This window comes from Rhizobium sp. O111 (assembly GCF_055616315.1).
In genome coordinates this window covers 2,793,491-2,812,856 of the sequence record NZ_JBSHXL010000001.1, presented here as the reverse complement: position 1 = coordinate 2,812,856, position 19,366 = coordinate 2,793,491, and the positions used below count along the sequence as shown (strand labels likewise).

18 protein-coding genes and 2 pseudogenes are annotated in these 19,366 nt (G+C 62.7%); 14 read left to right on the top strand and 6 right to left on the bottom strand.

Annotation, left to right across the window (positions count from 1 at the left end; genetic code table 11):
• The first annotated feature begins 159 nt into the window (after positions 1–159).
• From ACVTFQ_RS14200 to ACVTFQ_RS14150, 11 genes and pseudogenes are all read left to right on the top strand, one after another.
• Entirely contained in the window at positions 160–489 is a 330-nt protein-coding gene (locus ACVTFQ_RS14200) for an STAS domain-containing protein (protein ID WP_111563347.1), read from the top strand.
• Positions 486–854: a response regulator gene (locus ACVTFQ_RS14195; protein ID WP_018899699.1), complete on the top strand. Its 369-nt coding sequence runs from the start codon at positions 486–488 to the stop codon at positions 852–854. Before ACVTFQ_RS14200 ends, ACVTFQ_RS14195 begins: the two co-directional genes overlap by 4 nt.
• The gene (locus ACVTFQ_RS14190) at positions 851–2,926 is read left to right on the top strand and encodes a chemotaxis protein CheA (protein WP_111563346.1); all 2,076 of its coding nucleotides are present in this window, start codon (positions 851–853) and stop codon (positions 2,924–2,926) included. The genes ACVTFQ_RS14195 and ACVTFQ_RS14190 overlap by 4 nt, the downstream gene beginning before the upstream one ends.
• Entirely contained in the window at positions 2,923–3,423 is a 501-nt protein-coding gene (locus ACVTFQ_RS14185; protein ID WP_047509429.1) for a chemotaxis protein CheW, read from the top strand. Before ACVTFQ_RS14190 ends, ACVTFQ_RS14185 begins: the two co-directional genes overlap by 4 nt.
• 30 nt (positions 3,424–3,453) lie before the next feature.
• Complete coding sequence (locus tag ACVTFQ_RS14180; protein ID WP_111563345.1) at positions 3,454–5,145, top strand: methyl-accepting chemotaxis protein; 1,692 nt, start codon at positions 3,454–3,456, stop codon at positions 5,143–5,145.
• Positions 5,146–5,363: 218 nt separating this feature from the next.
• Positions 5,364–5,885: pseudogene (locus tag ACVTFQ_RS14175) on the top strand (MCP four helix bundle domain-containing protein); the annotation flags it as partial.
• A 69-nt stretch (positions 5,886–5,954) separates the two neighbouring features.
• Positions 5,955–7,301 (top strand): annotated as a pseudogene (locus ACVTFQ_RS14170) (methyl-accepting chemotaxis protein); the annotation flags it as partial.
• Between the two features lie 181 nt (positions 7,302–7,482).
• Positions 7,483–9,291: a methyl-accepting chemotaxis protein gene (locus tag ACVTFQ_RS14165; RefSeq protein WP_111563343.1), complete on the top strand. Its 1,809-nt coding sequence runs from the start codon at positions 7,483–7,485 to the stop codon at positions 9,289–9,291.
• A gap of 1 nt (position 9,292) precedes the next feature.
• Complete coding sequence (locus tag ACVTFQ_RS14160; RefSeq protein ID WP_111563342.1) at positions 9,293–9,769, top strand: chemotaxis protein CheW; 477 nt, start codon at positions 9,293–9,295, stop codon at positions 9,767–9,769.
• A gap of 26 nt (positions 9,770–9,795) precedes the next feature.
• Positions 9,796–10,650, top strand: coding sequence for a CheR family methyltransferase (locus tag ACVTFQ_RS14155; RefSeq protein ID WP_047509420.1), 855 nt, complete (start codon positions 9,796–9,798; stop codon positions 10,648–10,650).
• A gap of 12 nt (positions 10,651–10,662) precedes the next feature.
• Positions 10,663–11,757, top strand: coding sequence for a protein-glutamate methylesterase/protein-glutamine glutaminase (locus ACVTFQ_RS14150; protein WP_018899691.1), 1,095 nt, complete (start codon positions 10,663–10,665; stop codon positions 11,755–11,757).
• Between the two features lie 58 nt (positions 11,758–11,815).
• Here the strand turns inward: ACVTFQ_RS14150 and ACVTFQ_RS14145 are convergent, their stop codons facing one another.
• Positions 11,816–12,556, bottom strand: a complete 741-nt coding sequence (locus ACVTFQ_RS14145) for a 3-oxoacyl-ACP reductase family protein (RefSeq protein ID WP_111563341.1) — start codon at positions 12,554–12,556, stop codon at positions 11,816–11,818.
• 77 nt (positions 12,557–12,633) lie between these two features.
• Positions 12,634–13,212 carry a TetR/AcrR family transcriptional regulator gene (locus ACVTFQ_RS14140; RefSeq protein WP_112435324.1) on the bottom strand — a complete coding sequence of 193 codons (579 nt, stop codon included), beginning with the start codon at positions 13,210–13,212 and terminating at the stop codon, positions 12,634–12,636.
• Positions 13,213–13,423: 211 nt separating this feature from the next.
• On the opposite strand from ACVTFQ_RS14140, the gene ACVTFQ_RS14135 reads away from it, so the two are divergent.
• The 3 genes from ACVTFQ_RS14135 (at position 13,424) to ACVTFQ_RS14125 (ending at position 16,457) form a co-directional block, all read left to right on the top strand.
• A complete protein-coding gene (locus ACVTFQ_RS14135) occupies positions 13,424–14,224 on the top strand; it encodes an inositol monophosphatase family protein (protein ID WP_111563339.1) in 801 nt (266 codons plus the stop codon).
• A gap of 100 nt (positions 14,225–14,324) precedes the next feature.
• Positions 14,325–15,422, top strand: a complete 1,098-nt coding sequence (locus ACVTFQ_RS14130; protein WP_111563338.1) for a flagellar motor protein MotA — start codon at positions 14,325–14,327, stop codon at positions 15,420–15,422.
• Between the two features lie 3 nt (positions 15,423–15,425).
• The gene (locus ACVTFQ_RS14125; protein WP_018899686.1) at positions 15,426–16,457 is read left to right on the top strand and encodes a peptidoglycan -binding protein; all 1,032 of its coding nucleotides are present in this window, start codon (positions 15,426–15,428) and stop codon (positions 16,455–16,457) included.
• A 101-nt stretch (positions 16,458–16,558) separates the two neighbouring features.
• Here the strand turns inward: ACVTFQ_RS14125 and ACVTFQ_RS14120 are convergent, their stop codons facing one another.
• From ACVTFQ_RS14120 to ACVTFQ_RS14105, 4 genes are all read right to left on the bottom strand, one after another.
• Positions 16,559–16,750, bottom strand: coding sequence for a YegP family protein (locus tag ACVTFQ_RS14120; protein WP_047509410.1), 192 nt, complete (start codon positions 16,748–16,750; stop codon positions 16,559–16,561).
• A gap of 96 nt (positions 16,751–16,846) precedes the next feature.
• Positions 16,847–17,188, bottom strand: coding sequence for a CopG family antitoxin (locus tag ACVTFQ_RS14115; protein ID WP_111563337.1), 342 nt, complete (start codon positions 17,186–17,188; stop codon positions 16,847–16,849).
• Positions 17,169–17,462 (bottom strand): BrnT family toxin, encoded by a 294-nt coding sequence (locus ACVTFQ_RS14110; protein WP_111563336.1) that lies wholly within the window; start codon positions 17,460–17,462, stop codon positions 17,169–17,171. Before ACVTFQ_RS14110 ends, ACVTFQ_RS14115 begins: the two co-directional genes overlap by 20 nt.
• A 79-nt stretch (positions 17,463–17,541) precedes the next feature.
• Positions 17,542–19,332, bottom strand: coding sequence for an ABC transporter transmembrane domain-containing protein (locus tag ACVTFQ_RS14105; RefSeq protein WP_111563335.1), 1,791 nt, complete (start codon positions 19,330–19,332; stop codon positions 17,542–17,544).
• Positions 19,333–19,366: the final 34 nt, after the last annotated feature.

Below are 19,366 nucleotides of genomic sequence, written 5' to 3'. Positions count from 1 at the left end.
ATGTTTGAGTGCTAATTATTATTTTTGTCAGGTGATATTTCAGGGAGTCGGGACTCGCCTCAATTGCATTTCGTTGCAACCTACTTTTACGTGTTGTTAAGCGTGCCGTGAGATTCCTCAAAGGGTTGAAAAAGTATTTCTCCGCCCTAGGAGGCCGAAGTGAGTGTGCGTGAACAGTATTCCGAGTCTATATCTCTGCCGGAAGTTCTAACGATCAGGAATATCTCGGATATCTTCTCGAAAATTGCGTCTTTATTTAAGAATAGCGGTTCCGTTGTTCTCGATATTCCCGAAAAAGCTGAGGCCGACTTGAGTTTTGTGCAGCTGATCGAAGCTGTTCGCCGGCACGCTGAAACCAACGACAAAGCGCTCGCACTCGCGGCTCCCGCCCGCGGCCAAGTCCTGAAGGTGCTGGAGCGCGCCGGCTTCGTGGAAGCCTTCAACAGCGAAGATACAAAATTCTGGTTGCATGAAGAGGTAAAGCCATGAGCGCCAACATTCTCACCGTCGACGATTCCGCAAGCATTCGACTGACGACCAAGGTCACGCTGACCAATGCGGGCTACACCGTCAGCGAAGCGGCCGATGGCGCGCAGGGCCTGGCGGCCGCGAAGGCCGGCAATTACGACCTGATCATCACCGATCTCAACATGCCCGTCATGGATGGCCTGACGATGATCGAGGAGCTGCGTAAGCTTCCTGAACATACCGGCGTGCCGATCATCTTCCTGACGACCGAATCCGACGCCGACCTCAAGGCCCGGGCAAAGGCCGCCGGCGCCACCGGTTGGCTGACCAAGCCGTTCGACCCGGAAAACCTGGTCAAGATCGCCAGGAAGGTGCTCGGCAGATGAGCTCTCTCGATCCTGTAGCGGTCTTTCGCACAGAGGCGGCCGAATGCCTCGAAGCCATCGAGACGGGTCTTCTCGATCTGACGCACAAGCTCGACGACAAGGACGTCGTCGATGCCGTCTTCCGCGGCCTTCACACGCTGAAGGGCTCGGGCTCGATGTTCGGCTTCGATGCGCTGGCCGCCTTCACGCATCATTGCGAAACGGCATTCGACCGGGTTCGCAAGGGCGAGGTGCCGGCAACGGCCGAGCTTGTCGCCGCCGTGCTTGCCGCTCAGGATCACATGCGTGCTCTCGTCGATCGGCCGGATGCCGATCACGGTGACACCGGCCAGCGGTTGCTGGCCCAGCTTCAGGCCGCCGTCGGCGAGACCTCGGGCGCCGCTGCTGCTCCTGCTGCTCAACCGGCCCCGGTTGCCGCTCCCGCCGCCGTTGCCGCCAAGACCACCACCTGGCGCATCCGCTTCAGCCTGCCCTCGAATTCGATGGCGAACGGCACCAATCCGCTCGGTTTGCTCGACGAGTTGCGCGATCTCGGCGAATGCAGCGTCAAGGCCAACCTCTCCGCCATTCCTGTCCTCGACGAGATGGTTCCGACGGATCTTTACGTCACCTGGGACGTCATCCTCACCAGCACGCAGGACCGCTCGGCGATCGACGACGTGTTCATCTTCGTCATGGACGACATGGAGCTTGAGGTCGAGGAGATCGCCGGTCCGGTGGCTCAGGAAGCCAAGGCTGAACCGGTTGCCGTCGTGGCAGAGGTTAAGGCCGAGCCTGTCGTCGCAGCGCCCGTCGCGGCTGCGCCCGCAGTCCCCGCCGTACCTGAATTCAAGCCCGTCGAGGCAGTGCCCGCCAAGCGCGAGAGTGCTGCCCAGGCCGACCAGCGCCAGGCGAAGGCTGCCGAAAACGTTCGCGTTCCGGCCGAGCGTCTCGACGAACTGATGGACCGCGTCGGCGAGCTCGTCATCGCCCAGTCGCGCCTCAGCCAGCTGGCGAGCGCCAGCGCCGATATCGCGCTTCGCTCGGTGTCTGAGGAAATCGAGCGCCTGTCGGGCGAGCTCCGCGACACGATGATGGTGCTCCGCATGGTGCCGGTCGCGACGCTGTTCTCACGCTTCCGTCGCCTCGTTCACGATCTCGCCCGCGAAACGGGCAAGGTGATCGAACTGGTCACCGAGGGCGAAAGCACCGAGGTCGACAAGACCGTGATCGAGCGTCTCGCTGATCCGCTCGTGCATCTGGTGCGCAATTCGATCGACCACGGGCTGGAAACGCCGGCCGAGCGTCTGGCCGCAGGCAAGAGCGAAGCCGGCACGGTGACGCTCTCGGCGCGGCAGGCCGGCGGCGAGGTGATCATCTCGATCAAGGATGACGGCCGCGGCATCAACCGCGATCGGGTCCGCGCCAAGGCGGAATCCTCCGGTCTCATCGCGCCCGGCCAGCCGCTCACCGATTCCGAACTGCTGCAGCTGATCTTCGCGCCAGGCTTTTCGACGGCTGCGGCGATCACCAATCTCTCCGGCCGCGGCGTCGGCATGGATGTGGTCAAGAAGACGGTCGAGGCGCTGCGTGGCGCGATCGACATCACCAGCCTCAATGGCCAGGGCTCGGAAGTGTCGCTGCGCATTCCGCTGACGCTTGCCATCATCGACGGCCTGCTGGTGCGGGTCGGCAATGGCAGCTACGTCATTCCGCTGTCGGCTGTCGAGGAATGCCTAGAGCTGTCGCTGGAAGAGGACCTGCGTTCGCGCGGCCGCAGCTTCATCTCGCTGCGCGACAGCCTCGTGCCGTTCCTGAGGCTCCGCGATCTCTTCCGCACCGGCACCAAGCCCGACGTGCATCAGAAGGTCGTGGTCATCTCCACCGGCACGGAGCGTGTCGGCTTGGTGGTCGACCAGATCATCGGCGACCACCAGACGGTCATCAAGTCGATGTCGAAGCTGCACAACGACGTGTCCACCTTCTCGGGCGCCACCATTCTCGGCGACGGCAGCGTCGCCCTCATTCTCGACGTCGGTCATCTCGTGGCCGCCGGTCAGCAACAGGAAACACAGATGCGGGTGGCAGGATGAGCGCGGCAGCCGAGAAGATCGACCATCATTGGAACTATGCCGACGAAGTCGAGGTCCTGACCTTCGACATGAACGGCGAGACCTTCGCGCTCGAGGCAGTGATCGTCCAGGAAATCCTGGATCTGCTGCCCGAGACGGCGGTGCCGGGCGCGCAGCCATTCGTCGCCAGCGTCATCAATTTCCGCGGCAAGGTTATTCCGCTGGCTGACCTGCGCCTCGCCTTCGGGATGGACGGCACGGAAGCGACGATCGACAGCCGCATCATCGTCATTGAGGTCGATCTCGATGGCGAGGCGACGCTGGTTGGCCTACGTACCGACAAAGTGAACGAGGTGACGACGCTGGCACGGGCAGCCAGCGAACCGCCACCGAGCGTCGGCATGCGCTGGCGCGCCGACTACATCAACTGCCTGGTGAAACGCGGGGGCGAGTTCATCATCCTGCCCAATCTGCAAGCACTGTTTTCTTCACGACACGAGACATCGACCGCCGTTTAGGCTGCGTCATCTAGGGGTAAGGGGTTAGAGATGCGATTGACGATCAAGACGAAACTGGTGTCGGCGTTTGCCTTCATCATCCTCATGTTGCTGGGCACATCGACCTATTCGATCATCAGCCTCAGCGGTTTGAATGATTCCATCGGCGCGGTGCTGGCCGGCCCGGCGGCGCGCCTGGAACTGGCGCAGACCATCAATATCGGCCAGCTGGAAGCGATCCGCCAGCAGAAGAACCTGCTGATGGCCAAGGATCAAGCCGAAGTGAACAATTCCATCGCCAAGGGCGATGTCGGGCGCAAGGAATTCGCCCAGGCGCTGGCATCTGTTCTGCAGATCGCCACCGAACAGGGCCGTCCGCGCTGGGAACAGGTCTCGGAGCTTTCGAAGCAGTTCTTCCAGGCTGACGACCAGATCCGTGCATTCGTGAAGGCCGGCAACGCGGAAGCCGCCAACAATATCTCGGTCACCACGGCACGCACCGCCGCAAACCAGATCGATACCGCGCTCGCTGAAATCCTCAAGCTCGAGAAAGAGCGCATGAGCGTTGCAGACGATGAAGCCGAGGCAAGCTATGTCGCAACGCGCACGACGATGATCGTCGCCGTCGCCGCAGCCTTCCTGTTTGCCGCCATCACCGCCTTTTGGATTGCCAGCACCATCTCCAAGGGCCTGAACCGCGCCAACAACGTGGTGCGCGAAGTCGCCGAGGGTGACCTCACGAAGATGGCCGAAATCACCAACCGCGACGAGATCGGCGAACTGCTTGGCAATGTCAACGTGATGATCGAGCGCCTTCGCGGTGTCGTCGGTGATGCGCTTTCTGCCTCGGAAAACGTCTCGGCCGGCAGCCAGGAGCTCTCCGCCAGCTCCGAGCAGGTGTCGCAGGGTGCGACCGAGCAAGCAGCGTCCGCTGAAGAAGCTTCGGCTTCGATGGAAGAAATGGCCGCCAACATCAAGCAGAACGCCGATAACGCCGCGCAGACCGAGAAGATCGCTCGCCAGTCGGCAAAGGATGCGGAAGAGAGCGGCGCTGCCGTCAGCCGCGCGGTCGAAGCCATGCGCACCATCGCAGACAAGATCGTCATCGTGCAGGAAATCGCACGCCAGACCGATCTGCTCGCACTCAACGCCGCCGTCGAGGCAGCGCGTGCCGGCGAGCATGGCAAGGGCTTCGCGGTTGTTGCTTCCGAAGTTCGCAAGCTTGCGGAACGCAGCCAGTCGGCAGCCGCCGAGATCAGCGCCATGTCTGGTGATACGGTCAAGGCCGCCAGCAACGCCGGCGATATGCTCGGCCGCCTGGTTCCCGATATCCGCAAGACGGCCGAACTCGTCTCCGAGATCAGCGCCGCTTGCCGCGAGCAGGATATCGGTGCTGCCCAGATCAACGAAGCGATCCAGCAGCTCGACAAGGTGACCCAGCAGAACGCCGGCGCCTCCGAGCAGATGTCGGCGACCTCTGAAGAACTCGCGGCACAGGCCGAGGAACTTCAGGCCTCGATCGCCTTCTTCAAGGTCGACGGCGCGGGCAGCAAGGCCGCCTTCAAGAAGCCGGCTGCCAAGCCAGCCGCCAAGGCTCCTGCCGCACGGCCGACCGTGGCGAGCAACAAGAACGTCAATACTCGCTCGGTCGCCGCCCAGCAGGCACGTGCCAAGGGTTTCGCTCTCGACATGTCGATGGGCGGTCCTGACGCCAGCGACGACGATTTCCGCGAAAGCGCGTGATCCAGAAACATGTCGTGGCCGGATGACCGGCCACGACATCAAGACTGCCAACGAATGGATCGTTGGAGGCAGGGCGCGCGACAGCCGCCGGCCATGAGCGAATGAAAGCTCCCATCTCATTTCCGAAATCGCGTGGTCCGAAATCGCCTGGATGATCGGACACCCAGGATCGCCATCGCGGTTTCACCCAGCGATTTTTTAAAGGCCGGAGTTTTCACATGCGCATTACGCTCAAGCTCAAACTGTCATTTGCTTTTTCACTCTTGATCTTGCTGATCATCGGCGCCGTTGGACTGGGTATCCATGGCCTGCAAACGATGAACACGCTGCGCAATGAGCTCCTGGAAGGTCCGGTCGAGCAGGATCACTATGCTAGCGGCCTGACGTCTGCGTTCGATGGTCTCGGCCTTGCGGTGGGTGACCTGCTTGTCGCTGACAGGCCCGAATTCGTATCCAGGGCAAACGCCGCGATCGATGCCGAACGCAAGGCTTTCGAAAAGACGCTCGACGAGGGCGAGCATGACGCACCGCCGGAATTCAAGGATGAATGGAACCAGATTCGCGAATTCTGGACCGGCTATGTTGCTCTGAACGACCGCATTCGCGGCCTCATCACCTCGGGCCAGAAAGAGATGGGCCTGCAGCTGAACGAGACCGACGGTGTCGCCGCACGCCAGAAGCTTGACGGCATGACCGCCGCCCTGACGGCGCTGACCAAGCAAGCTGTTGCTGACGCCGATGCGGTGGGCGACAAGACCTATGACACGACCTTCATGATGCTCTTGATTGTCGCGGGCGCCGCGCTCGTCATCGCCATCGGCGCGACCATCTGGATCGCGACGACGATCAGCTCGGGTCTGCGCAAGGTGAAGACGGTAGCGGACGCGGTGGCTATCGGTGATCTCGACCAGAACATTGAGATCAAGAGCAATGACGAGATCAAGGACCTTGTCGACACGATCAACGTGATGACCGCCAACCTGCGCCAGACGGCCGGAATTGCCGATCAGGTCGCGCAGGGCGATCTTTCCATCGATCCGCGCCCGCTTTCGGAGAAGGACGTGCTCGGTATCGCCATGAAGGACATGGTCGTCAACCTGCGCGCCACGTCTGTTATCGCCGACCGCATCGCCAATGGCGACCTGACCGTTTCGCCGAAGCCGCTGTCGGACAAGGATACGCTCGGCATCGCGCTGGAGCAGATGGTCGAGCGCCTGCGCGGCGTCGTCGCCGATGCGCTCTCGGCTTCCGAGAATGTCTCCGCAGGCAGTCAGGAACTGTCCGCCAGCTCCGAGCAGGTGTCGCAGGGCGCCAGCGAACAGGCAGCATCGGCCGAGGAAGCGTCTGCTTCGATGGAAGAGATGGCGGCCAACATCAAGCAGAATGCCGACAACGCCGCGCAGACCGAGAAGATCGCTCGCCAGTCGGCCAAGGATGCCGAGGAGAGCGGTGCAGCGGTTACCCGCGCCGTGATCGCCATGCGCACGATCGCCGACAAGATCGTCATCGTGCAGGAAATCGCTCGACAGACGGACCTCCTGGCGCTCAACGCCGCCGTCGAGGCCGCGCGTGCCGGCGAGCATGGCAAGGGTTTTGCGGTGGTCGCTTCCGAAGTCCGCAAGCTTGCAGAACGCAGCCAGTCGGCCGCGGCCGAAATCAGCGCTATGTCTGGCGATACGGTGAAGGTGGCGAGCGAAGCGGGCGACATGCTTGGCCGCCTGGTGCCTGATATCCGCAAGACGGCCGAACTCGTTTCCGAGATCAGTGCCGCCTGCCGCGAACAGGATATCGGCGCCTCGCAGATCAATGAGGCGATCCAGCAGCTCGACAAGGTGACCCAGCAGAATGCCGGCGCTTCCGAGCAGATGTCGGCGACCTCCGAAGAGCTTGCGGCGCAGGCCGAGGAGCTTCAGGCCTCGATCGCCTTCTTCAAGGTCGACATGTCGGGCATGCGCGCAGGCGTCCGGACCGTTGCGGCCAAGCCCGCCGCGACACGGTCCGCTCAAGCCGGCGCCACCCGCCCGACGGCGGCCGGCAACAAGAATTTCAGTGCCCGCTCGGTCTCGGCCCAGCAGGCGCGTGCCAAGGGGTTTGCTCTCGACATGTCGATGGGTGGCCCTGACGCCGGCGACGACGATTTTCTCGAAAGCGCTTGATCTAAGTTTCGTCGCACCGGGTCTTTGGCGCGGTGCGACACCCGAAGTGTGAATACGTCGGTTGAAATATCCGGATCCCGGAGATCGCAGAAGGGTGGATGTACAGTCTTCCTGCGCCTGTCATACCACCATTTCCCCAATGGCGGCGTCTTTAATACTGCGATTTCAAGGATATGAAGAAATGCGGTTCACCATAAAATTGAAACTGGCCATTGCCTTTGGCCTGATGATCGTCCTGCTGTTGGCGACTGCCGGCTACGGCATCTACAGCCTCTCCAACCTCAATACCGCGATCAGCGATGTGATCGCCGGACCGGCCAAGCGTCTCGAGCAGGCACAGAACCTCGGAAACTTCCAGCTGCGCATCGTTCGCGCGCAGATGAACATGGCGACCGCCACGAAGCCTGAGGACGTCGCCAAGTACATCGACGCCAGCAACAGCAACCGCAAGCAGTTTTCCGAGACGCGCCAGTGGCTGTACGACAACAGCACGACCGAAGCGGGCAAAAAAGGCTGGCAGGATGTCGCAGACCAGGAAAGCAAGCTCTACACGCTTGATGATCGCATTCATCAGCTTGCCCAGGATGGCAACGGCGCCGAAGCCGTTCGTCTGGCGACGGGCGAGGGCCGGGCGATTGTCGATGGCATCGAAGAATTGATCCAAGCCCGGATCGATGTAAACCGCGCCGCCATGCAGCAGGCCGATGAAGATACCAGCGCACAGTATGCTACCACGCGCAATTTCATCTTTGCCGTTGCTGCCGTTGCGCTGCTGATCGCCATCGCCGCCGCTCTCTGGATCGCGCTCGGCATCAGCGCCGGTCTCAACAAGGCGAAGGCCGCCGTTAGCGCGGTTGCCATCGGTGATCTCGACCAGGACGTCCTCGTCAAGACAAATGACGAGATCAAGGATCTGGTCGACACGCTGAACATCATGACCGCAAACCTGCGCAACACGGCCAACATCGCCACGCAGATTTCGAACGGCGACCTGACCGTCGCGCCGAAGCCGCTGTCGGACAAGGATACGCTTGGTCTCGCGCTGGAGCAGATGGTCGAGCGCCTGCGTGGCGTCGTCGCCGACGCGATCGCAGCCGCTGAGAATGTCTCTGCTGGCAGCCAGGAACTGTCGGCTAGCTCTGAGCAGGTCTCGCAGGGCGCCACCGAACAGGCAGCATCCGCCGAAGAAGCGTCTGCCTCGATGGAAGAAATGGCCGCCAACATCAAGCAGAACGCCGATAACGCAGCCCAGACCGAAAAGATCGCGCGCCAGTCCGCCAAGGATGCCGAGGCTTCCGGTGACGCTGTAACCCGCGCCGTCGAAGCCATGCGTACGATCGCCGAGAAGATCGGCATCGTCCAGGAAATCGCTCGACAGACGGACCTCCTGGCGCTGAACGCCGCCGTTGAGGCCGCGCGCGCCGGCGAGCATGGCAAGGGCTTTGCGGTCGTGGCTTCCGAAGTTCGCAAGCTTGCGGAGCGCAGCCAGTCTGCCGCCGCTGAAATCAGCGCCATGTCTGGTGATACGGTCAAGGCCGCCAGCGAAGCCGGCGACATGCTTGGTCGCCTCGTTCCCGATATCCGCAAGACCGCCGAGCTCGTCTCCGAGATCAGCGCCGCTTGCCGCGAGCAGGATATCGGTGCCTCGCAGATCAACGAAGCGATCCAGCAGCTCGACAAGGTGACGCAGCAGAATGCCGGCGCATCGGAAGAGATGTCGGCGACTTCGGAAGAACTGGCGAGCCAGGCGGAAGAACTGCAGACCTCGATCGCCTTCTTCAAGGTCGACATGGCCGGCAGCCGCGAGAACCGCAAGCCTGCCGCCCGCATCAGCGTTCGCAGCCCCGCGCCCGCAGCCAGCCGCAAGCCTGCATCCAAGCCCGCCGCCAATTCGGTCTCGGCGCAGCAGGCCCGCGCCAAGGGCTTCGCACTCGACATGGCCATGGGCGGACCCGATGACGGCGACGCCGATTTCAAGGAAAGCGCATAATATGGCAACCACCTCCCAGGAAGCGCAGTTCGTCACCTTCAGCCTCGGCGAGGAAATCTTCGCCGTGCCGGTGGAGGTGGTTCGCGAAATCCTCGACTATGCCGAGGCCTTCAAGATCCCGAACGGTCCCGACTATCTCCTTGGCCTGCGCGACGTGCGCGGCCAGGGCGTGCCGACCATCGATCTCAGGCTGAAGCTCGGCATGTCGAAGACGGTTCCGACCTCGCATACGCGGGTGCTCGTGCTCGATATCCCGATGGAGAGCCGGCTTCTCACGCTCGGCCTCGTCGCCGACCGGGTCTTCGAGGTCACGCCGTTCAGGCGCGACCAGATCGAGGCGGCGCCTGATATCGGTGTGCGCTGGCGCTCGGATTACATTTCCGGCGTCGTGCGCCGGGAAACCGGCTTCGTCGTCATCGTCGATCTCGCGCGGCTTCTGTCGCGCGAGGATGCCTCCGCCCTGCAATCGGCCGCCTGAGCGGACACGCTGGAGTATTTTGATTTATGAGCATGGCTGCCGTTGAGACCCAGATGGTGGGCGACAGGATCAGCAAGCGGAATTTCGAGAAGCTTGCACAGTTCATCTATGACTACAGCGGCATCAAGATGCCGCCGACCAAGCTGACGATGCTCGAGGGCCGGCTTCGCCGCCGGCTGCGGGCAACGCAGCACGCGACCTTTGACGACTATTGCGACTTCCTGTTTCATGATGACGGGCTGGAGCAGGAGACGGTCTATCTGATCGACGCGGTGACGACGAACAAGACCGACTTCTTCCGCGAGGCGCGCCACTTCGAATACATGCAGCAGGTGGCGCTCCCGGCACTCGTCTCGAGCGGCGTGCGCACGATCCGCACCTGGAGCTCGGCCTGCTCGACGGGGGCCGAGCCCTATACGATGGCCATGGTGCTCGAAGAGTTCGTCGCCGACCGGCGCGACCTCAACTACAGCATTCTCGCAACCGATCTCAGCACCGACGTGCTGGCGACGGCGCGGCGCGGCATCTATTCCGAGGATCTGGTGCATCCGGTGCCGCGCGAGCTGCAGCGGAAATATGTGATGGTCGCCAAGCAGAAGGATCGTCGTGAGGTCCGCATCTCGGCCGATCTGCGCAGCCGCGTCGGCTTCGCCCGCATGAACCTGATGGACGAGAATTATCCCGTCGGCGAGGGGATGCACATGATCTTCTGCCGCAACGTGCTGATCTACTTCGACAAGCCGACGCAATCGGGCGTGTTGAAGCGCTTGTGCGCGCGGCTTCTGCCGGGTGGCTACATGTTCATCGGCCACTCCGAATCCATCACCGGTATCGACCTGCCCCTGAAGCAGGTTTCCAACACCGTGTTCCAGCGCATCTAGGTCAAAGAGCATATGGGCAAGAAGATCCGCGTTCTCGTCATCGACGATTCCGCAAGCGTTCGCCAGACGCTCGTTCGCGTGCTGCAGGAAGATCCGGATATCGAGATCATGGGGGTCGCGACCGATCCCTTCATGGCGGCGAAGAAGATTCAGGAAGAGATTCCCGATGTCATCACGCTCGATGTCGAGATGCCGCGCATGGATGGCATCACCTTCCTGCGCAAGCTGATGTCGCAGCGGCCGATCCCCGTCGTCATGTGCTCGTCGCTGACGGAGGCGGGCTCGGAAACGCTGATGCAGGCGCTGGAGGCCGGCGCCGTCGACGTGATCCTGAAGTCGAAGATCGGCGCGGCCGACAGTCTGGCCGACGATGCGGTCCGCATCCGCGAGGCGGTGAAGAGCGCTTCGCATGCGCGCCTCGGCAATGTCAGGCGTAATGTCAACAGCCTGCGGCCCGGCGCGCCGATGCCGGCGCAGAAGCTGACTGCGGATGCGATGCTGCCGCCGCCATCAGGCAAGGCGATGGCGAAGACGACCGAGATGGTGGTCTGCGTCGGCGCGTCGACCGGTGGAACGGAGGCGCTGCGCGAATTTCTGGAGGCGCTGCCGGCCAACGCGCCTGGCATCGTCATCGTCCAGCACATGCCGGAAAAATTCACCGCAGCCTTTGCCAAGCGGCTGAACAGCCTGTGCGAAGTCGAGGTCAAGGAAGCCGTCGATGGCGATCCCGTGCTGCGCGGCCATGTGCTGATCGCGCCCGGCGACAGCCATATGCTGCTCGAGCGGCGCGGCGCGCGCTATCACGTTGCGGTCAAGAGCGGCCCGCTGGTCTCGCGTCACAGGCCATCCGTCGATGTGTTGTTCCGCTCGGCGGCGCGTTCGGCAGGCTCCAACGCCATGGGCATCATCATGACCGGCATGGGCGACGATGGCGCCAAGGGCATGCTCGAGATGCACCAGGCCGGCGCCTACACGGTGGCGCAGGACGAGGCGACCTCCGTTGTCTTCGGCATGCCGAAGGAAGCGATCGCCAAGGGCGGGGTGGACCGCATCCTGCCATTGGAGCAGATCGCCCGCGAGGTTCTGATCACGCAGCAGAAGTTCTGAGGCGCGACAATAAACAGATAAAGGCCGGCGGCGTGCGAGCACCGCCGGCTTTTTGCGTTCAGGCGAGGTAGCCGCCATCGATGGTGAGCGCCGAGCCGGTGACGAAGGATGCCTCGGGGCTGGCGAGATAGGCCACGAGGCTGGCGATTTCGCTGTCCTCGCCCATGCGGCCCAGCGCCATCAGCGGCGACAGGTGCTCCTCTGTGCCCGGCGCGCCGTTCATGTCGGTTGCGGTCGGGCCCGGCTGGATGGTGTTGACGGTGATCCCTCGCGGACCGAGATCGCGCGCCAGGCCTCGGGTCATGGAGGCGATGGCGCCCTTGGTCATGCTGTAGACCGAGGATGTCGGAAAGCCGCTGCGGTCGGCAACGACGCTGCCGATATTGATGATACGACCGCCTGCCTGCATGTGCTTGGCCGCTGCCTGGGTGCCGACGAAGACGGCGCGGACGTTGACGGCGAACATGCGGTCAAAATCTTCCAGCGCGAATTCATCGAGTGGGGCGAGCATCAGGATGCCGGCATTGTTGACGAGGATGTCGAGCGCGCCGAAGTGGTTGATTGTCGTGGCGACGGCATTGCGCACAGCCTCGGGATCGGCGCTGTCCGCCTTGATCGCCAGCGCCTTGCCACCCTTGGCTTCGATCTCCGTGGTCAGCGCCTTCGCCCGGTCATCGCTGCTGGCATAGGTGAAGGCCACGGCCGTGTCGTCTTGCGCCAGCCTGCGGACGATCGCCGCGCCGATGCCGCGCGAGCCGCCGGTTATCAGTGCGACCTTATTGGTGAGAGAGTGAGACATTTCAAATTTCCTTTCTGGTTTCTGGATCATTCAGTCTAGAATTGGGCGCGAAAAGACGGTGCGGCCTTGTGGTGCGCTTAGCGCAGGCTGCGGATGGCCATGCGGGCGATGCCGCGAAGGGTTTCGGGGGAGGCGCCGTTTCGGGCGCTGACTTTCATGCCTGACAGGGTCGCGCCGAGGAAATGGACGGCCTCGTCGGGGTCGATGTCGGATGCGATACCGCCGCTCTTGCTGCCGTCTTCGACGATCGTCTTCAGCGCCGTGGATAGGGTGCGGGACGCGCTATCGGTCAGTGTAGCGATCTCAAAGTCGGTGCGCCCGAACTCGCAGACGGCGCTGACGCCGAGGCAGCCGCGGCTGGCTTCCGACGCCGGCCGCGAGGCGAAGGCGACGAGCGCGCCTTCGAGGGCTTCGACGGGCGATGCCTGACGCTTCAGGTCGTCGATCAATCGCGCGGTACTGTCGGTGTTGTAGCGCTGCAAGGCTTCCAGGTAGAGGCCGCGCTTGTCGCCGAAGGTATCGTACATGCTCTGGCGGCTGATCTTCATTGCCGTCAGCAACTGATCCGTCGACGTGCCTTCATAGCCGTGCTCGGAGAACACATTGATGGCGGCGCCAAGCGCCAGGTCGCGATCGAATTCCTTGTGTCTTGCCATGGGGGAGATATAGGAATTGCAGACTGATCTGTCCAGAATTAATTTGCGGCCTTCCGGCGATTCAATGCAGCCATGCGGCGCCGCTCTTGAAATTTCCCCGATTTTGTGGTCTTGAAGCCGCCAATCTTATAAAGCGCAGCTTCTACCGGCGATCAGGGACCATCCCCGCCCTGACAACGCGCACCTATTTAGCCCAAGGAAAACCGCCCACATGGCCCGTTCAGCTCTTCTCAATGTCATGGTTCAGGCTGCCCTCAAGGCAGGAAAATCGCTGGGGCGTGATTTCGGCGAAGTGCAGAACCTGCAGGTCTCGGTCAAGGGACCGGGCGATTTCGTCTCGTCCGCCGACCGCAAGGCCGAGAAGATCGTGCGCGAAGAGCTTCTGAAGGCACGCCCGACCTATGGCTTCCTCGGCGAGGAAGGCGACGAGATCAAGGGTACGGACGGCGCGCATCGCTGGATCGTCGATCCGCTCGACGGCACCACCAACTTCCTGCACGGCATTCCGATGTTCGCGGTCTCGATCGCGCTCGAGCGCAACAACGAGATCGTCGCCGGCGTCATCTTCAACCCGGCGACCGATGAGCTCTACACCACCGAGCGTGGTGGCGGCGCATTCCTCAACGATCGTCGCCTGCGCGTCGGCGCGCGTCGCGTGCTCTCTGACTCGGTCGTCGCCTGCGGCGTTCCGCATCTTGGCCGTGGCAACCACGGCAAATTCCTCGTCGAACTCCGACACGTCATGGGCGAAGTCGCCGGTGTCCGCCGCATGGGCTCGGCCTCGCTCGATCTCGCTTATGTCGCGGCTGGTCGTTTCGACGGCTTCTGGGAAACCGGCCTTTCGGTTTGGGATATCGCGGCCGGTATCCTGCTCATCCGCGAAGCCGGCGGCTATGTCAGCGATTGGGATGGCGGCAACTCGATTCTCGAGACCGGCAGCGTCGTGGCCGGCAACGAATACATCCAGAAGGCGCTGATGGAAGTTGCCAAGCGCCCGGTGCCCAGCCGGTAAGTCTTTGTTATAAAGACAGGCTTTTTCGTTCCGCATACTTCAATTCGGCACAATGATGATCTAGTCTCCGGCTGTGATGAGGCCGGAGGCTGCGGAATCTATGGAAAATGTGAATGTGGCGGAGTTCGGCTCGACCGAAAAAACCACGGGAAATTACAGCTATAAGCTATCCAGTCCAATGCCCTTTCTGTGGACGATGGTGCTGTTCCTCGTCATCGTCGGGTTCATAGCATCCATCCTGTTCCGCCAGGCGCAGACGGCCTTCATGCACAATCCGGGGCTGAACGGCCTCATTCTCGGCGTTCTCGGCATCGGCATCATCCTTGTCTTCAGCCATGTGCTGTCGCTTCGGCCCGAGGTGCGCTGGTTCAATTCGTTCCGCGCCGCCGGCAGCGCCGACAAGGTGAACCGCAACCCGAAGCTCTTGGCGCCCATGCGCACGCTGATCGGCAGTCGCAATGCCTCGGCAAGCGGCATCTCGACCACGGCCTTCCGCTCCATTCTCGATTCCATCGCCAACCGGCTCGACGAATCCCGCGACGTCTCGCGCTATCTGATCGGTCTCCTGGTCTTCCTTGGCCTGCTCGGCACCTTCTGGGGCCTGATCGGCACGATTGGCTCGATCAGCAACGTCATCCAGTCGCTCGACGCCGGAACCAACGGCTCCTCGGATGTGCTGTCGGCGCTGAAGGAGGGGCTGTCGCAGCCGCTTTCGGGCATGGGGCAGGCGTTCTCCTCGTCGCTGCTCGGTCTCTCGGGCTCGCTCATCCTCGGCTTCCTCGACCTGCAGGCAGGCCGCGCGCAGAACCGTTTCTATACGGAGCTGGAAAACTGGCTGTCGTCGGTGACCGATGTCGGCTCCGACCTCGCGGCACCCGTCATCGACACCAAGGGCGGCGTTTCGCCGGAAGAGATCCGGGCGCTGTCTGATTACATGCAGAAGGTTTCGGAAGAGGGCGGCGGCAGCCAGCGCTCTGTCGCGGCCATGGCCAATCTCGCCGAGGGCATCCAGGGACTGGTCAAGAACATGCGCAATGAGCAGCAGATGCTGCGCGACTGGATCGAGGCGCAGCAGGACGAGGCCAAGGCCATGCGCCGCACGCTCGACCGGCTGGCCGAACGGATCGGCGCGCAGGAAAAGCATGCTTCTTCCGAGCGCCCGCGTGTGCCGCAGACCGAAAAGAGCGAGGGCAAGTAAGCCATGGCTCTTGCCCGCAACCGTCGCCGCGAACGCACGGTCGACTACTGGCCCGGCTTCGTCGATGCGCTGTCGACGCTTCTGATCGCGGTGATGTTCCTGCTCACGGTGTTCGTCGTCGGGCAGTTTATTCTCAGCCGCGAAATATCCGGCCGCGACGAGGTGATGAACCGGCTGAACAGCCAGATCAACGAGCTGACGCAGCTGCTCGCGCTCGAAAAGGGCAGCAAGCAGGATCTCGAGGACAGCGTCGCCAACCTGCAGGCCTCGCTTGCGACCGCGGAGGGCGAACGCTCGCGGCTGCAATCGCTGCTGTCGGCCGGCTCCGGTGGCCAGGACGCGGCGCAGCAGCGGATCGGCTCGCTCACCAAGGAGCTAGACGAGCAGAAGCAGATGAGCGACCGGGCGATGAGCCAGGTCGAGTTGCTCAACCAGCAGATCGCGGCGTTGCGCAACCAGATCGCCGCCGTCGAGGTGGCGCTGCAGGCCTCCGAGCAGAAGGACCAGCAGTCGCAGACGAAGATCGCCGATCTCGGCCGCCGCCTCAACGTGGCGCTTGCCGCGCGCGTGCAGGAGCTCAACCGATATCGCTCGGACTTTTTCGGACGGCTGCGCGAGATCCTGTCCGACCGCGAGAACATCCGCATCGTCGGCGACCGCTTCGTGTTCCAGTCGGAAGTGCTCTTCCCTTCCGGCGGCGCCGATCTCAATCCCGACGGACAGACGGAGATGGCCAAGCTTGCGGCAGCGCTGCTCGACGTCGCCAAGGAAATTCCGCCGGAGATCAACTGGGTACTGCGCGTCGACGGCCATACCGACAACGTGCCGCTCGCCGGCACGGGCCGCTTCGCCGATAACTGGCAGCTGTCTTCGGCGCGCGCGATCTCGGTGGTCAAGTTCCTGATCGCGCAAGGCGTTCCTGCCGACCGGCTGGTTGCGGCCGGCTTCGGCGAGTATCAGCCGATCGCGCCTGGCGATACGCCCGAGGCGCGGGCGACCAACCGACGGATCGAGTTGAAGCTGACGGAGAAGTGACGGGTGTGGGGGTGCAAATGACGGCGCAACATCCCGCAACCATTCATGGCCCAACAGCACAAAAGAAAAAGGCGGCGCCCTGAGGTGCCGCCTTTGATGTATCAGGCGTCAGCCGCCTTGGTGGTGTCGTCGACGACGGCTCCGGGAGCGTTTTTCTTGATGGATTCGATCGCGCTCAGCGCCGACGCCTTGGCCTTGTAGCCCTCGGAGCCGAACATCGCTTCGCCGTTCGATGCCTTGAAACGGAAACGGAATTCGCCTGCCTTGTCCTTATAAACTTCGAACTTATACATCGATTGTCTCCCGGAATCAGGATGTTGTTTAAATCTGCAAGCGCAGCCTAAAACAAAAAATCCAATTATTCCATCGGGATGTTTGGGCGGGTGCGCTCAGGCGGCGGCGTCCGAGGCGTCTTTGGTCGCAGCTGCGGATATGCCGGCCTTGAACGCATCGATTGCCTTTAGCGCCGCGTCTCTTGAGTTCAGGGGCGCGGACGAGAACAAGATTTCGCCGCTCGATTGCTTAACGTCAAAATGAAAGCGGCTTTGTGCGTCCTTCGTGACTACGAAGACGTAATCGCCCGCCGCCATGTGTTCTGGCGAGATCTTCTCAAACAACATGTCACGACCGCTGGAGAGATCGAATTCGCTCAGGTCGGCATCGGCGACGAAATCCTCGGCCTGCTGGTCGGAGGAGAAGCGCGGAAGCGGCTTAAGACTTTTGCTGTTCATAGTGCCTCACTTCCTTTGCGTGCATGTAGCGCGCGCTGATGGGACGCAGCAAAGTTACACCGTTTTTGACGCGCAGGCAAAAGACGATGAAGACGTAACGGTCTTGCTCATCCTTGCCGATCGCGCGCATCCTCGTCTCCAATCCCGGGTCGAAGGGATCGTCGAAGATGCTCACCGGGCGCTCGAACACGGATTCGATCGTCCGAATGGACAGACCATGCCTGCCGCATTTCGGCCAGTTGCCATCATCCCAATCGAAACCGTTGAACCGCATCGCCCGCGCCCTGGATACGGTTCAACGCTATTGCAGCACCTTTGCGATTGCAATCCTCAGTGGAAACATCACTCCGCCGTCACTTCACCGCAGTCAGCAGCTCCTCCGCGCCCGCATCGAACTGCAGCCGCGCCAGCTTGGCGTAGATGCCGCCGTGGCGCACCAGGCTCTGGTGGGTGCCTTCCTCCACGACGCGGCCCTGGTCGAGGACCAGGATGCGGTCGGCCTTGAGGACTGTTGCGAGGCGGTGGGCGATGATCAGGGTGGTGCGGCCTTCCATCAGGCCGTCCAATGCCCGCTGCACCAGCGTTTCGCTTTCGGCATCCAGCGCCGAGGTGGCTTCGTCGAGCAGCAGGATCGGGGCGTTCTTCAGGATGGCGCGGGCAATGGCGATGCGCTGGCGCTGGCCGCCCGACAGCATGATGCCGCGTTCGCCGACCGTTGTGTCATAGCCCTGATCCAACCTCGCGATGAACTCGTCGGCCTGGGCGGCGATGGCGGCGGCGCGGACTTCCTCGCGCGTGGCGCTCGGGCGGCCGAAGGCGATGTTGTCATGGATAGAGGCGGCGAAGATGGTGACGTCCTGGGGGACGATGGCGATGCGCTTGCGCAGGCCGTCGGTGTCGGTCTGGCGGGCATCGACGCCATCGATCATGACGGCGCCTTGCTGCGGATCGTAGAAGCGCAGCAGCAGCGAGAAGATGGTGGTCTTGCCGGCGCCTGAGGGGCCGACGATGGCGACGGTCTCGCCCGGCTTGACCGCGAAGCTCAGCCCATGCAGCGCAGATGTGTCGGGGCGCGAGGGGTAGGCGAAGTGCACGTCGGCGAACTCGACGCGGCCGAGGCTCGGGTCGGGCAGGGAGGTCGGGTTGGCCGGCGTTACGATCGGGGAGACTTCGTCGAGCAGTTCCGTCAGGCGGTCGGCCGCGCCGGCTGCCTGCGACAGCTCGCCCCAGACTTCCGAGAGCGCGCCGAGCGAGCCGGCGGCGATGACGGAATAGAGCAGGAACTGGCCGAGCGTGCCGGCAGACAGCGTACCCTCAAGCACATTGTGCGCGCCGACCCAGAGGACGGCGACGACGCTGCCGAAGATCAGCGTGATGGCGATGCCCGTCAGCAGCGAGCGCGAGCGAATGGCGGCGCGGGCAGCGGCGAAGGCGGCTTCAACGGCTGCGCCATAGCGGTTTGCCGCGGTGGTCTCGCCACCGAAGGCCTGGACCGTGCGGGTGGCGGCGATGGTTTCGTTGGCGAAGGCCGAGGCTTCGGCCAGCGTGTCCTGTGCCGCGCGCGAACGCTTGCGCACCGAGCGGCCGAAGGCGACCAGCGGGAAGACGATGAGGGGTATCGCCAAGAGTACGAGGCTGGCGAGCTTCGGCGAGGTGACGACCATCATCACGATGGCGCCGAGACACAGGATCATGTTGCGTAGCGCGACCGAGGCGGTGGCGCCGACGGCGGACTTGATCTGCGTTGTATCCGCCGTCAACCGCGACACGATCTCGCCGGACTGGTTGACGTCGAAGAAGGAGGCGGACAGCCGCGTCACATGCGCGAAGACGTCGCGGCGGAGATCCGAGACGATGCGCTCGCCGAGCGTGATGACGAAGAAGTAGCGCAGCGCGCTCGATATGGCGAGAACGACCGCCATGACCATGAGCATGATGAAGTAGCTGTTGATGAAGCGGCCGTCGGAATGGCTGAAGCCATGGTCGATCATGCGGCGCACGGCAAGAGGAAGCGCCAGCGAGGTGACGGCGGCGAGCGCCAGTGAGAAGAGCGCGCCGGTGACGAGGCCGCGATAACGCATGACGTAAGGCGTCAGCCTGCCGAGAGGTTTCAGCGAGCGGGACTTTTTCTTCTCGGTCTGCATTGCGTCTGTCAATTCAATCTCCAGCAGCCTTCAA